13 protein-coding genes are annotated in these 12,359 nt (G+C 66.0%); 4 read left to right on the top strand and 9 right to left on the bottom strand.

From position 1 onward, the window contains the following. Positions 1–106: 106 nt before the first annotated feature. Entirely contained in the window at positions 107–1,192 is a 1,086-nt protein-coding gene (pdhA, locus tag ACXMDM_RS08800; RefSeq protein WP_071801427.1) for a pyruvate dehydrogenase (acetyl-transferring) E1 component subunit alpha, read from the top strand. Here the strand turns inward: pdhA and ACXMDM_RS08795 are convergent. The 3 genes from ACXMDM_RS08795 to ACXMDM_RS08785 all read right to left on the bottom strand — a co-directional run bounded on the left by ACXMDM_RS08795 (position 1,164) and on the right by ACXMDM_RS08785 (position 4,096). Beyond that, complete coding sequence (locus tag ACXMDM_RS08795; protein WP_071802255.1) at positions 1,164–2,138, bottom strand: sigma-70 family RNA polymerase sigma factor; 975 nt, start codon at positions 2,136–2,138, stop codon at positions 1,164–1,166. The two genes, pdhA and ACXMDM_RS08795, sit on opposite strands and share 29 nt — an antisense overlap. 192 nt (positions 2,139–2,330) lie before the next feature. Then, the gene (locus ACXMDM_RS08790; RefSeq protein WP_259722960.1) at positions 2,331–3,944 is read right to left on the bottom strand and encodes an NAD(P)H-hydrate dehydratase; all 1,614 of its coding nucleotides are present in this window, start codon (positions 3,942–3,944) and stop codon (positions 2,331–2,333) included. A 14-nt stretch (positions 3,945–3,958) separates the two neighbouring features. Then, the gene (locus ACXMDM_RS08785) at positions 3,959–4,096 is read right to left on the bottom strand and encodes a hypothetical protein (RefSeq protein WP_259722959.1); all 138 of its coding nucleotides are present in this window, start codon (positions 4,094–4,096) and stop codon (positions 3,959–3,961) included. Between ACXMDM_RS08785 and mnmA the strand changes: the two genes are divergently transcribed. Next, entirely contained in the window at positions 4,095–5,240 is a 1,146-nt protein-coding gene (gene mnmA / locus ACXMDM_RS08780) for a tRNA 2-thiouridine(34) synthase MnmA (RefSeq protein WP_259722958.1), read from the top strand. The two genes, ACXMDM_RS08785 and mnmA, sit on opposite strands and share 2 nt — an antisense overlap. On the opposite strand, the gene ACXMDM_RS08775 is transcribed toward mnmA, so the two are convergent. Genes ACXMDM_RS08775 through ACXMDM_RS08765 form a run of 3 tightly spaced genes read right to left on the bottom strand, consistent with a single transcriptional unit; the run spans position 5,231 to position 7,496 of the window. Beyond that, on the bottom strand, positions 5,231–5,476 hold the full coding sequence (locus tag ACXMDM_RS08775) for a 2Fe-2S iron-sulfur cluster-binding protein (RefSeq protein WP_071801424.1): 246 nt from the start codon (positions 5,474–5,476) through the stop codon (positions 5,231–5,233). The two genes, mnmA and ACXMDM_RS08775, sit on opposite strands and share 10 nt — an antisense overlap. Then, the gene (locus ACXMDM_RS08770; protein ID WP_259722971.1) at positions 5,473–7,041 is read right to left on the bottom strand and encodes a cobyric acid synthase; all 1,569 of its coding nucleotides are present in this window, start codon (positions 7,039–7,041) and stop codon (positions 5,473–5,475) included. Before ACXMDM_RS08770 ends, ACXMDM_RS08775 begins: the two co-directional genes overlap by 4 nt. A gap of 32 nt (positions 7,042–7,073) precedes the next feature. After that, positions 7,074–7,496 (bottom strand): Npun_F0494 family protein, encoded by a 423-nt coding sequence (locus ACXMDM_RS08765; RefSeq protein WP_259722957.1) that lies wholly within the window; start codon positions 7,494–7,496, stop codon positions 7,074–7,076. Between the two features lie 39 nt (positions 7,497–7,535). On the opposite strand from ACXMDM_RS08765, the gene ACXMDM_RS08760 reads away from it, so the two are divergent. Then, complete coding sequence (locus ACXMDM_RS08760; RefSeq protein WP_233830716.1) at positions 7,536–8,177, top strand: nucleoside triphosphate pyrophosphatase; 642 nt, start codon at positions 7,536–7,538, stop codon at positions 8,175–8,177. Here the strand turns inward: ACXMDM_RS08760 and ACXMDM_RS08755 are convergent. The 3 genes from ACXMDM_RS08755 to psbD form a co-directional block, all read right to left on the bottom strand. Continuing rightward, positions 8,158–8,904 (bottom strand): YcgJ family protein, encoded by a 747-nt coding sequence (locus ACXMDM_RS08755; protein WP_259722956.1) that lies wholly within the window; start codon positions 8,902–8,904, stop codon positions 8,158–8,160. The two genes, ACXMDM_RS08760 and ACXMDM_RS08755, sit on opposite strands and share 20 nt — an antisense overlap. 215 nt (positions 8,905–9,119) lie before the next feature. After that, on the bottom strand, positions 9,120–10,508 hold the full coding sequence (gene psbC / locus ACXMDM_RS08750) for a photosystem II reaction center protein CP43 (RefSeq protein WP_071801421.1): 1,389 nt from the start codon (positions 10,506–10,508) through the stop codon (positions 9,120–9,122). Continuing rightward, the gene (psbD, locus tag ACXMDM_RS08745; protein ID WP_145536902.1) at positions 10,492–11,550 is read right to left on the bottom strand and encodes a photosystem II D2 protein (photosystem q(a) protein); all 1,059 of its coding nucleotides are present in this window, start codon (positions 11,548–11,550) and stop codon (positions 10,492–10,494) included. The genes psbC and psbD overlap by 17 nt, the downstream gene beginning before the upstream one ends. A 221-nt stretch (positions 11,551–11,771) precedes the next feature. On the opposite strand from psbD, the gene ACXMDM_RS08740 reads away from it, so the two are divergent. Next, positions 11,772–12,359, top strand: coding sequence for a photosystem I assembly protein Ycf4 (locus ACXMDM_RS08740; protein ID WP_071801419.1), 588 nt, complete (start codon positions 11,772–11,774; stop codon positions 12,357–12,359).

The following is a 12,359-nucleotide window of genomic DNA, read 5'->3' as shown; positions in this document are numbered from 1 at the left end:
CGCGTGGGTCGTCAGTGCGCCGAGTGTAAGCAGCGGCATCGATTTTGACTCCCCTTCGAGTTTGGACCCCGTACAGTCGCCATCAATAGAACCCGGCATCCCTGCCATGACCCAGGAGTTTGCTGTCACACTCCCCGCTGAAGCGCCAGAGAGCGTCGGCAGCCACGCCCAACGCCTGGCCGCCTTCGCCGCTGCCGCTCCGGCCATGGTGAACCGTTCGGAGGGCTTGATGCTCTACCGCGACATGACCCTGGGCCGGCGCTTTGAAGATAAGTGCGCCGAGATGTATTACAGGGGCAAGATGTTCGGCTTCGTGCATCTTTATAACGGCCAGGAAGCCGTCGCCACCGGGGTGATCAAGGCGATGAAGGCCCAGCACGACTGGTTCTGCAGCACCTACCGCGACCACGTCCATGCCCTTAGTTGCGGCGTGCCGGCCCGTGAGGTGATGAGCGAACTGTTCGGCAAGGCCACCGGTTGCAGCAAGGGCCGTGGCGGCTCCATGCACCTGTTCTCACGCGAGCACCATCTGCTGGGCGGGTATGCCTTCATCGGCGAGGGGATTCCGGTGGCTCTCGGAGCCGCCTTCACCAGCCGCTACAAGCGCGATGGCCTCGGGGATGCCAGCAGCGATTCCGTCACCGCCGCCTTCTTCGGTGACGGCACCTGCAACAACGGTCAGTTCTTTGAGTGCCTGAACATGGCGGCGCTCTGGAAACTGCCCATTCTCTTCGTGGTTGAGAACAACAAGTGGGCGATCGGCATGGCCCACGAACGGGCCACCAGTGAACCGGAGATCTGGCGCAAAGCGGCCGCCTTCGGCATGGCCGGCGAAGAGGTGGATGGCATGGACGTGCTGGCGGTTCGCGCCGCTGCCCAGCGGGCGGTCAAGCGGGCCAGAGCAGGCGACGGCCCCACGGTGCTGGAGTGCCTCACCTACCGGTTCCGGGGTCATTCCCTGGCCGATCCCGACGAACTGCGCAGCGAGGCGGAAAAAGCCTTCTGGGCCCAGCGCGATCCAATCAAGGCCCTGGCCGCCCAGCTGATCAGCGGCGAGCTGGCCACGGCCGAGGAGCTCAAGGCGATCGAAGCGGAGATCGACGCCGAAGTGGCTGACGCGGTCAGTTTTGCTGTGGCGGCTCCGGAACCCGACCCCAGCGAACTCACCCGCTACATCTGGGCTGAAGACTGAGTGGCTGCACTGTTCGTAGCTGCTCCGTTCGCGGTTGCTCTGTGAGGGCCCTCAGCTTGCCTAGGGCCTTGAGCTCCACCTGCCGCACCCGCTCCCTTGACACCTGCATCAGTCGGCCGATTTCGGCCAGGGTGCTGCGCTGGGCTCCATTGACGCCGTAGCGCATCTCCAGCACCTTGCGCTCCTGCTCCGACAGATGGCCAAGCCAGGCCTCGAGTTGGTCCAGGTGCATGGCCCGCTCCAGCAGCTCCAGGGGCTCCTGGCTGGCCGGGTTGGCCATCAGATCGCCAAGGGAACTGCGACCCTCGTCGCCATGGATCGGCGCATCCAGGCTGGATGTGGTCAGCGACTGACGCAGCAACGAATCAAGCTCCTCGATCGGGATCGCCATGGCTTCGGCAATCTCGCTGCGGCTGGGCATGGCACCCAGCTTCTGGGCCAGCTCCAGGCTCACCCGGCGCACGGCACTGAGCCGTTCTCCAAGATGGACCGGCAAGCGAATCGTGCGCGAGTGGCAGGCGATCCCCCGGGTCATGCTCTGGCGGATCCACCAGAAGGCGTAGGTGGAGAATTTGTAGCCGCGGGTGGGATCAAATTTTTCCACGGCCCGCTCCAGGCCCAGGGATCCTTCCTGAACCAGGTCCAGCAGCTCCAAGCCCCGGCCCTGGTACTTCTTGGCGATGCTGACCACCAGCCGCAGGTTGGCCTTCATCATCCGCTGCTTGGAGCGCCGGCCGATGCGCAACAACTTCTTCTGACGCTCGCTTGGAGAGGCGGGCTCACCGTTCTCCAACAAGCGCATCATCGTCTGGACCTGATTGCCCAGTTCGATCTCCTCGGCTGGGGTGAGCAGCGGTTCGCGCCCGATCGTGGCCAGGTACCAGCTGACGGGATCGTTGCTACGCCGACGACTGCTTTCCCTGATCTGAAGACTGGCGACTGGCATGAATCCTGAAAAGTTGATCGCCAATCTCTTGGAAATACCAATTCCTGGATGTGATTTCAACAACTGTTCCAGGGCCTAAGTGCAAAACAACACAACAGATACTGTCACTGGCCTCTCGCTTCGGCTCGGCTATCAGTGGTTGCAGTGAACTTCAGGGTTACTGATCTGGATGATCAGGCTTGCTGACCTCCACTAAGCCACCCGGCCAGCACGTCCGGCCAACTGCTGGGCAATCGCCTGGGGCGTCGCTGCGCCACGGCCCCGCTCCCTGCAGCACGCCAAGCCGGCCTGGGCATGCTCCAGGGCCGCAGCGGCCAGCAGGGCCCCGCCCTCGCCGCAGCCCGCAGCGGCCCCCCGTCCGGCCGCATAGCCGGCCAGCACGTCTCCCAGTCCGGCGCGGGCAGCGGCGGCCGCCGCCGCCAGCAGCTGCCAGCGCCGACCATCGGCGGAGGCCACCACGCTGCGAGCCCCCTTGAGCAACACCGAAACCTGGCAACGCCCCGCGGCGGCGGCGGCGGCCTCGAGCGGGGGCCTGCCGGCGAGATCGGGAAAGAGTCGGGCAAATTCGCCGGCATGGGGGGTCAGCCAGGTCGGTCCCCGGCGCTGCTGCAACCAGGTGGTGCCCGCCGTCCCCGCCGCTCCGCCAGCGAGCCGGTTGAGGCCATCGGCATCGAGCACCAACAAGCCCGGGAAGTCCTGCAGGGCCTGCCAGGCAGGTTCGTCAGCGCAAGCCGTCCCGCCGCCGATCCCCGATCCAAGGCCGATGCCCGGGCCGAGCAAAACAGCATCGAGGCGGTCCAAAACCCCCGGTACAGCCAGCGGAGCCAGGGCCAGGCCACCGGTGGGTCTTTCCTCCAGGGCAGCCTCCATCACCACCTGGGGCTGCACCGCCCAGAGACCGGCCGCCACGGCAGCCGGCAGCGCAGCCCGAAGGCTGCCGCAGCCGCTGGCGCTGGCACCCAAAAGGCTGAGCAAAGCCGCACCCCTGTAGCGATCGCTACCTGCCACCACCAGCAGCCGGCCCCGGCCGTATTTCGCGGCCTCAGGCGGCAGAACAGGCCTGGGCGCCGTTTTCAGGTCAGCAGCGCCCAGGCCCAGCGGCTGATCGATAGGCAAGGTTGCCAGTAGGGCGGCAGGCAGGGCCAGATCGAGTCGCTCCAGCTGGCCCACCCAGGCCAGGGCGCTGTCCTGCACCAGGCCCTGCTTGAGCAATCCCAGACAAAACGTCTGGCTGGCACAAGCCGCCACGCGGCCCAGAACCCGGCCCCCATCGGCGCAGAGTCCGGTGGGCACATCGATGGCCACCAGCTGGCCGGCTCGGGCAGCCTGCCGCTCGGCGAACAGCTTCTGGAGATCCTCAGACGGCGCGCGGTGTTGGCCAATGCCAAACAGGGCATCGATCCAGAGGGCCGCATCGCCGGGGTCTGGTGGAGCGCTCAGGGCCGGGATCCCCAGCCAGCGGGCGTGACGCCTGTGTTCTGCCGCCAGGGGTTTCTGGCGCTCGAAGGGGCACCAGATCCGCACGGCGACGCCCGCCAGGTGCAGTTCCCGCGCCACCACCAGCCCGTCGGCGCCGTTGTGGCCTGGACCCACCAGCACGAGCACGCCAGCAACCAGCCGCTGGGGTTGGGCCAGCAGCCGGCGGCTGATCTGCAGGGCCGCCTTTTCCATCAAGGCAGCCACCGGCAGACCACTGGCGAACAGTTCGGCTTCCAGGGCCGCCATCTGCTCTGAGCGCACCAGCAGGTGGGCGGCATCCGGAGCGGGCCATAGGAACACGGCGGCATCGGCGCGGGCTGGTCCCATGATGGGAGCAGCGCCTAGTTCTGCTCCGTTTCAGCGTTGAGGTCGTCCGGTTTGACCAGCTCTTCCTCCCCCACCCAGGCCACACCAGCCACCCAGGCCACACCAGCCACACCAGCCACCCCGGCAACAGCGGCCACCCCGGCAACAGCCATGGCGATCGAGCGCTTACGCGCCTGGCCGGGTGAACAGCGCGTGGCGGTGGGTCTTTCCGGCGGCGTCGACAGCTCCTTGAGCGCGGCCTTGCTGGTGCAGGCCGGTTGGCAGGTGGAAGGACTCACCCTCTGGCTGATGAGCGGCAAGGGCAGCTGCTGCGCCGAGGGCCTCGTCGATGCCGCCGGCATCTGCGAACAGTTGGCGGTGCCCCATCACGTGGTCGATTCGCGCGAACGCTTCAAGGCCGAAATCATCGATTTTCTTGTTGAGGGCTACGCCGCAGGCGTGACCCCGCTTCCCTGCTCGCGCTGCAACCGGGAAGTGAAATTCACGCCCATGCTCGAGTGGGCGGCCGAGCAGCGGGGGATTGGCCGGATCGCCACCGGTCACTACGCCCGGCTGCTGCCGGCGGAGCTGAGCCCCAGCGGGCGCACCCAGCTCCTGCGCGGCCTCGATGGCCAGAAAGACCAGAGCTATTTCCTCTACGACCTGCCGCAGTCCGTGCTCGAGCGGCTGGTCTTTCCCCTCGGCGAGATCAGCAAGGCCGACACCCGGCTGGAAGCCGAACGGCTCGGGCTGCGCACCGCCTCCAAGCCAGAAAGCCAGGACCTCTGCTTAGCCGACCATCACGGCTCGATGAAGGCGTTCCTCGATGCCTACCTGCCGCCCCGTCAGGGCGAAATCTGCCTGGCCGATGGCACGGTTCTCGGCAGCCATGACGGCATCGAGCACTTCACCATCGGCCAACGCAAAGGCTTGGGCGTGGCCTGGCGCGAGCCGCTGCATGTGCTGCGCATCGATGCGGCCATGAACCGGGTGGTGGTAGCGCCGCGCTCTGAGGCGGCCCGTGGCGGTTGCCTGGTCGGGGCGGTCAACTGGGTGTCGATCGACCCACCCAAGCGGCCGCTGGAGCTGGAGGTGCAGGTGCGTTACCGCAGCGCGCCGGTGCAGGCCCTGCTGACGCCGCTGGAGCCGAGCCTCGCCGATGCGGCCGCAGGCCGGCCGGCCCGCTGCCAGCTGCAGTTCAAGGAGGAACAGTTCTCGATCACCCCGGGCCAGGCGGCGGTCTTCTACGACGGTGCCGTGCTGCTGGGCGGTGGGCTGATTCAGCCGGAACCTGCCACGGCGGCCTCTCACCAGTAGGGATCGCTGGCGAGAGACACCGCCAGGGCACCGCTGCGGGCCGGAGGCACGCTGCTGATGCAGGCGCGTACCACGCGCCCATTGACCTCGATTTCGCAGGCCCCGCAGCTTCCCCCCAGACAACCGGTGGGGATCAACAGACCTGCAGCCGCCGCCGCTGCCAGCCAGTCACGGCCGCTGGGCTCGAGGGTGGTGCGGCCATCGGGCCAGGTGATCCTGACCAGGGAGGGGGTCACGGCAACAGGGGCGAACCGAGCGGCAGGGCCATTCTGGGTGGCCGCTCAGCTTGGCGCCTGGGCAAAGCCAGCAGCGGCTCCAGGTTCACGTGGGCCTCAAAGGCATCGGCGAGACGCTCGAGCAGGGCCTCGCGCTGGCGGCTGTGGTGAGACTGGTCTTCGCTGAGGGCAGGCAGGCCCCGCCGCCGCCGCAGTTGATTCAGCCAGCGGCGGCGCCAGGGGCCACTTTCAAACACCCCGTGCAGGTAGGTGCCAGCCACCACCCCGCCGCCGGCGCTGGGCTGCCACCAGCCCAGATCGGCCGCGCTGGCCAGCGGCAGGCAGCCATGGCCTGGCTCCAGAACCTGGCTGCGGCCTCGGTGCAGCTCGAAACCTGCCAGCTCCAGATCAGCCGGCGCGGGCCAGAGGGCCTGGGCCTGGCACTGGCGCAGGGCCTTGGCGGCGCCGAAGCGGGTGAGCAGCGGCAGATATCCGAGGCCCGTCACAGTGCCTCCACCCCCGCCGCCACCGCCGCCACCGCCGCCACCCTCCAGACCCTCGGGATCCTCCAGGGCCCTTCCCAGCATCTGCAGACCGCCGCAGAGTCCGAACAGATGGCCGCCCCCAGCCACGAAGCGCTCCAGCTCCGCCGCCATCGGGCTGGCCTTGAGGGCTGCCAGGTCGCGCAGGGTCTGCTTGCTGCCGGGAATCAGCACGGCATCGGGGCTGCCGAGCGCCTCGCCGGGGCGCAGCCAGCGCAGCCTCACGCTCGGTTCGGCTTCGAGCGGATCGAAGTCGGAGAAATTGCTGATCGACGGCAGCCTGATCACGGCGATCTCCAGCTCCGCATCAGGTTTGCGGGCGCGCCGTTCAAGCAGATCGAGGGAGTCTTCGGGGGGGAAGAGTTCATCGAGCCAGGGCATCACCCCCAGCACCGGAATCCCGGTTTCCCGCTCCAGCCAGCGGCGACCTTCATCGAACAGGGAGCGCCGGCCGCGAAAGCGGTTGATCAGGATGCCGCCGATCAATGGCCGCTCAACGGGCCGCAGCAGGGCCAGGGTGCCGATGATCTGGGCAAACACGCCACCCCTTTCGATGTCGGCCACCAGCAGGCAGCGGGCCCCCAGGAACTGGGCCAGGCGCAGATTAGTGAGGTCGCGGTGCTGCAGGTTCACCTCCACCGGGCTGCCGGCCCCCTCCAGCACCAGCCGTCCGCCGGGATGGGAGGCCTGAAGGATGGCCAGGCCCTGCCGGATCGCCTCCCAGCCGGGGCGGAACCAGTCGCGGTAGTAGTGCTCTGCCTGGGCGACCCCCACAGACTGGCCCAGGTGAATCAGCTCGCTACGGCTGTCGCCTTGGGGCTTGAGCAGCACCGGGTTCATCGCCACCTCCGGCTCCATGCCCGCCGCCCAGGCCTGCAGGGCCTGGCTGTAGGCCATCTCGCCGCCATCGCGGTCGACCCAGGCATTGAGGCTCATGTTCTGCCCCTTGAAGGGCAGGGGCTGCTCACCACGGCGGCGCAGCACCCGGCAGAGGGCCGCTGTCATCAGTGATTTTCCAGCGCCACTGCTGGTGCCCAGCACCATCAGGGCGTGGGGATGCCCCAGCTGGCGGCCGCTCATAGCCGGGGCCGGTGGCGGCGCAGGTTCTGGTGGATCCGCTCCGCCAGACCGGCCCGAGGAATTTCACCAGGCCAGCCGGCCACCAGTTCGCGTCCCATCGGCGTCAGCCGCACACGCTCGGTCAGGCCCTGGCCATCCACCTCACGGCGGAGCACACCGAGCTTGATCAGCCAGAGAAAATGCTCCTCGACCCGATCGGGACCCATCGAGACGAAACAGAACCTGCGCCAATCGGGGCGCTGGCAAAGCGCCTCACTGCTGATCGCCTCGCCCTGCACCAGCGCATAGAACGCCCGCGAGAAGGGCAGACAGCGCAGACCGCTGGCGGCACGGCTGAGCGAGCGGGCGTCACTGATCAGTGCAGGGCTGATCAGTGCAGGGCTGATCTGCGCAGGACTGCTTGGGGAATCGCTCTCCATCCCACGATTCTCTTGGATAACCGGCAGCGACGGTCGAGGATGACAGCCACCGTCTGCTGCCACGATCTGCCGATGCAGGCTCTCTTGCTCGCTTCCGCCTCGCCGGCGCGCCGGCGCCTGCTGGAGCAGGCCGCCATTCCACACCGCTACGCCGTCAGTGGCGTTGACGAAGACGCGATTGCGTCCGGGGCGCCTCAGCTGGCAGCAGAGCTACTGGTGCAACGGCTGGCCAGGGCGAAAGCCGAAGCGCTGGCCGGAGCCGGAGTCGGAGTGGAGGAGCTGGTGCTGGGTTGCGATTCCGTGCTGGTCTTTGACAACGAGGTGTTTGGCAAGCCCGTCGATGCCGCCGAGGCGAGCCGGCGCTGGCGAAGGATGGCGGGCCAGTGGGCGGAGCTCCACACCGGCCACTGCCTGCGCCGCGGGCCGGCCGTATTGGCACCACTTCAGCTGACCACGGTGACCACCAGGGTTCAGTTCGCGGCCCTCAGCGACGCCGAAATTGACAGCTATGTCGCCACAGGCGAACCGTTGCACTGCGCCGGTGGGTTTGCGCTTGAAGGCCGCGGTGGCCTACTGGTGGAGCAGATTGAGGGCTGCTTCAGCAACGTGATCGGCCTGAGCCTGCCGCTGTTGCGGCGCTGGTTGCAAGAAGAGTCAGCCGTCAACGAAACAGGTTGCTGAAGACGTCCTGGAGGAAGTTGCTGGTTGGGTTGAAATCGCTGCTACCCCCCTGCGGCCCCTGGTTTCCCCAGCTTGGATTCCGCGTTGACAGTTGCAGATCGTCCCAGCGGAAGGCCACGGCCCCGTTGCGGTTGCTGATCTGGGCGGGCCTGAGGACATTGTTGGCGTCCCGCATCACCAGCCGTCCATCCCGGTTGAAGAAGCTGTATCGCCGTCCATCACTGAGCTCCACGTTGTAGGCGGTCCCATTGGACGTTTCGCGCCGATTGAGCTGGCAGGAGCCGTCGAAAAGGCCACGGTTGCCCCGGCGAAGCTCACAGGAGCGGCTGCCTTGGGCGGATTGCTGCGAGCCGTTGTTTCCCCAGGCGCCGTTGCTGCCGAACAGTTGCCTGCTGAGCGCGTTGCTGACGTTCTTGCCTCCCCGGCCGTCATCCCAGCAGGTTTGCTGGCGCAGATCGCAGACATCTCCATCGCTCAACTTGAACTGATTCGAGCGCCTGTTGCCCGACTGAGTGGAACTCAGTTCACGCTCGGCGTAGCTGCCGAAAAATTCGCGGGTGAGCGCCAAAGAAACACCTTGGGCGGTGTAGCACCTCCTGGCAGGCAGATCGCAGACCACGCCTTGGCGGGGAAAATCGATCGTGCTGGCTCTAGCAGCCACAGGCAGCAAGGCCAAGGGCAGGGCCGCATAGGCAAGGACGCGGCCGGCGAATGGATGGAGAGGCACGGGATCACAGCGTTGATCCTTCAAACGTAGGAACGATCGATCGATCAAACCTGTCCCAACTGTTTCTCTCAAGGCTGGGGTGATGACAAGGCTGGTCTGGTTTCTGGCCTGACCTCTGATCTGTTCTGCCCATGAAAAACCCCCGCAAGTGCGGGGGTAAGGGGGGTGAATGAACCCTGAACGAATGAACCGTGAACGTTGGATGGTTCGCGAGATCAGTCGAGATCAGGCATGGCCAGGGTGGGCTCGGCCTTGCGGTCGATCCCTTTCTCAAAACCGGCCGCTGCGGCGCGGGCGCGGCCCGCATGCCAGAGGTGACCGACCAGAAAGAAGAAGGCCAGGATGAACTGGGTGGCCGAGAGCCACTGACGCACGTTCACGAAGTTCACCGAGTTGGGCTCGGTGATGATGCCGCCCACGGAGTTGAGGGAGGCGTTCGGAGCGTGGGTCATGTATTCAGCTGCCCGGCGCACCTGCCAGGGCTGAATGTCGTTCTGGAGCTTGTCGAGGCTGAGGCCATTCGGGCCACGCAGGGGCTCGAGCCAGGGGCCGCGGAAGTCCCAGAAACGCATGGTTTCACCACCGAAGATGATTTCACCGGTGGGGGAGCGCATCAGGTACTTACCCAGGCCGGTGGGGCCCATGGCCGAGCCGATGTTGGCACCGAGGCGTTGGTCACGCACCAGGAAGGTGAAGCTCTGGGCCTGCGAGGACTCGGCATTGGTGGGGCCGTAGAACTCGGAGGGATAGGCGGTGTTGTTGAACCAGATGAAGGTGGAAGCGATGAAGCTCATCAGGCTCAAGGCACCGAGGCTGTAGCTCAGGTAGGCCTCACCGTTCCAGATGAAGGCACGACGCACCCAGCCGAAAGGCTTGGTGATCACGTGCCAGATGCCTCCGAAGATGCAGATCAGGCCGACCCAGATGTGTCCACCGATGATGTCTTCCATTGAGTTGACACCGATGATCCAGCCCTCGCCACCAAACGGAGCGGCGGTGAGGTAGCCGAAGATCACAGCAGGGCTCAAGGTGGGGTTGGTGATCATGCGCACATCACCACCACCCGGTGCCCAGGTGTCGTAGACACCGCCGAAGAACATGGCCTTGAAGACCAGCAGCAAGGCGCCGACGCCCAGCAGGATCAGGTGATAACCAATGATGTTGGTCATCTGGTTCTTGTCGCGCCAGTCCTGGGAGAAGAAGGAGGAATAGTTCTCCAACACTTCAGGGCCACGCAGGGCGTGATAAAGGCCGCCGAGGCCAAGCACGGCGGAGCTGATCAAGTGCAGAACACCGACCACAAAGAAGGGATAGAGGCTGGTGACTTCGCCGCCGGGGCCGACGCCGTAGCCAAGGGTGGCGACGTGCGGGAACAGGATCAGGCCCTGCTCGTACATCGGCTTATCGAGGCTGTAGTGACTCACCTCGAACAGCATCATCGCGCCTGCCCAGAACACCATCAGGCCGGCGTGGGCCACGTGGGCACCCAGCAGTCGGCCGGAGAGGTTGATCAGGCGGGCATTGCCTGCCCACCAGGCGTAGCCGGTGGAGTCAAGATCCTTGCCGCCAACGGCAACAAGGGAAGGATTAGAGAGCGTTACCACGGGGGAGGACCTCTTCAGGGAAGACGAAGTTTTCATGGGGCTGGTCTGCCGGTGCCATCCAGGCACGCAGGCCTTCATTCAGAAGAATGTTCTTCGTGTAGAAGGTCTCGAATTCCGGGTCTTCAGCCGCCCGGATCTCCTGGCTCACAAAGTCATACGCACGCAGGTTCAGCGCCAGGCCAATGATGCCGATGCTGCTGGTCCACAGGCCCATCACAGGCACGAACAGCATGAAGAAGTGCAGCCAGCGCTTGTTGGAGAACGCAATCCCGAAGATCTGGCTCCAGAAACGGTTAGCCGTCACCATCGAGTAGGTCTCCTCTTCCTGCGTCGGCTCAAACGCCTTGAAGGTGTTCGACTGATCGGAATCTTCAAACAGCGTGTTCTCCACCGTGGCGCCGTGGATGGCGCACAGCAGCGCACCGCCCAGGATCCCTGCCACGCCCATCATGTGGAACGGGTTCAGGGTCCAGTTGTGGAAGCCCTGCAGGAACAGCAGGAAACGGAAGATCGCCGCCACACCGAAGCTCGGCGCGAAGAACCAGCTGCTCTGACCCAGCGGATAGATCAGGAAGACGCTCACGAACACCGCGATCGGGCCGGAGAAGGCAATCGCGTTGTACGGGCGGATGCCCACCAGGCGAGCAATCTCAAACTGACGCAGCATGAAGCCGATCAGCGAGAAAGCGCCGTGCAGCGCCACGAATGGCCAGAGGCCACCCAGCTGCACCCAGCGCACAAAATCGCCCTGGGCTTCCGGGCCCCAGAGCAGCAACAGGCTGTGGCCCATCGCATCGGCCGGGGTGCTCACCGCTGCGGTGAGAAAATTGCAGCCTTCCAGGTAGCTGCTGGCGATCCCGTGGGTGTACCACGAGGTCGCGAAGGTGGTGCCGGTCAGCCAGCCGCCCAGGGCCAGGTAGGCCGTGGGGAACAGCAGCAGGCCGGACCAGCCCACAAAAACGAAACGGTCGCGCTTGAGCCAGTCATCGAGGACGTCAAACCATCCCCGGGCTGCTGGCGCGCGCCCTAGAGCAATCGTCATGGGTGCATAGGCAGGTCGGAAACCCGCTTGTCGATGAAATACCCGGCGATGGTAACAATCTGGGAGGTGGTAGCGGGGGACCTTGAAACGGCCCGACATCGCCGCCGCAGCCAGGGTTTTAAGTATTTCTTCCCATTCAGGCCAGCCTTCCCAGCGCAGCCCCGCCCGCAGGGCTGCGCTGGGAAGGCGAAGATGGCAGGTCTCCGCCCTGCTGCGTCCCCATGGCTTCGGTCTCCTCCTCGGCCGCCTCGCCGCCCCGGCCCCCGGCCGGCAATTCCTCCCAGGTGCTCGATCAGGCCGTGCTGGGCTCCCGGCGCCCCTCGAATCTGGTCGTCGCCCTGGCTGTGACAGCCGGCGGAGCCGGTTTCCTGCTCGCCAGCCTCTCCAGCAAGCTGGGGATCGACCTGATGCCGATCGGCCACCCCGCCGCCCTCGTCTGGGTTCCCCAGGGGCTGGTGATGGGGGCCTACGGGATCGCGGCGCTGTTGCTCTCCACCTACCTCTGGGGGGTGATCGCCATCGATGTCGGCGCCGGCAGCAACCGTTTCGACCAGACCAGTGGCACCGCCACCATCAGTCGGCGGGGCTTTCGCCAGTGGATTCGCTTCGACCTGCCCCTGCGCGACATCCAGGCGGTCAAGGTGGATGTGCGCGATGGGATCAATCCCCGCCGCCGCCTGGCTCTGCGCTTGCAGGGCCGCCGCGATCTGCCCCTGACCAGGATCGGCGAACCCCTTCCCCTGGCCGAACTCGAGCAGAGCGGTGCTGAGCTGGCCCGTTTCCTCAAGGTGCCCCTGGAGGGCGTCTGA

The sequence above is a fragment of the Synechococcus sp. CS-603 genome, assembly GCF_977929215.1.
Note: the sequence above shows the minus strand (reverse complement) of the source record. Positions and strands in the feature narration are given on the sequence as shown.

Excerpts from the sequence above, each read along its gene's own strand:
- pdhA (WP_071801427.1), top strand. The coding sequence starts at position 107 with ATGACCCAGGAGTTTGCTGTCACACTCCCCGCTGAAGCGCCAGAGAGC.
- psbD (WP_145536902.1), bottom strand. The coding sequence starts at position 11,550 with ATGACGATTGCTCTAGGGCGCGCGCCAGCAGCCCGGGGATGGTTTGAC.
- ACXMDM_RS08740 (WP_071801419.1), top strand. The coding sequence starts at position 11,772 with ATGGCTTCGGTCTCCTCCTCGGCCGCCTCGCCGCCCCGGCCCCCGGCC.
- ACXMDM_RS08785 (WP_259722959.1), bottom strand. The coding sequence starts at position 4,096 with ATGGCTGTTGCCGGGGTGGCCGCTGTTGCCGGGGTGGCTGGTGTGGCT.
- ACXMDM_RS08790 (WP_259722960.1), bottom strand. The coding sequence starts at position 3,944 with ATGGGACCAGCCCGCGCCGATGCCGCCGTGTTCCTATGGCCCGCTCCG.
- ACXMDM_RS08760 (WP_233830716.1), top strand. The coding sequence starts at position 7,536 with ATGACAGCCACCGTCTGCTGCCACGATCTGCCGATGCAGGCTCTCTTG.
- mnmA (WP_259722958.1), top strand. The coding sequence starts at position 4,095 with ATGGCGATCGAGCGCTTACGCGCCTGGCCGGGTGAACAGCGCGTGGCG.
- ACXMDM_RS08795 (WP_071802255.1), bottom strand. The coding sequence starts at position 2,138 with ATGCCAGTCGCCAGTCTTCAGATCAGGGAAAGCAGTCGTCGGCGTAGC.
- ACXMDM_RS08770 (WP_259722971.1), bottom strand. The coding sequence starts at position 7,041 with ATGGTGCTGGGCACCAGCAGTGGCGCTGGAAAATCACTGATGACAGCG.
- ACXMDM_RS08765 (WP_259722957.1), bottom strand. The coding sequence starts at position 7,496 with ATGGAGAGCGATTCCCCAAGCAGTCCTGCGCAGATCAGCCCTGCACTG.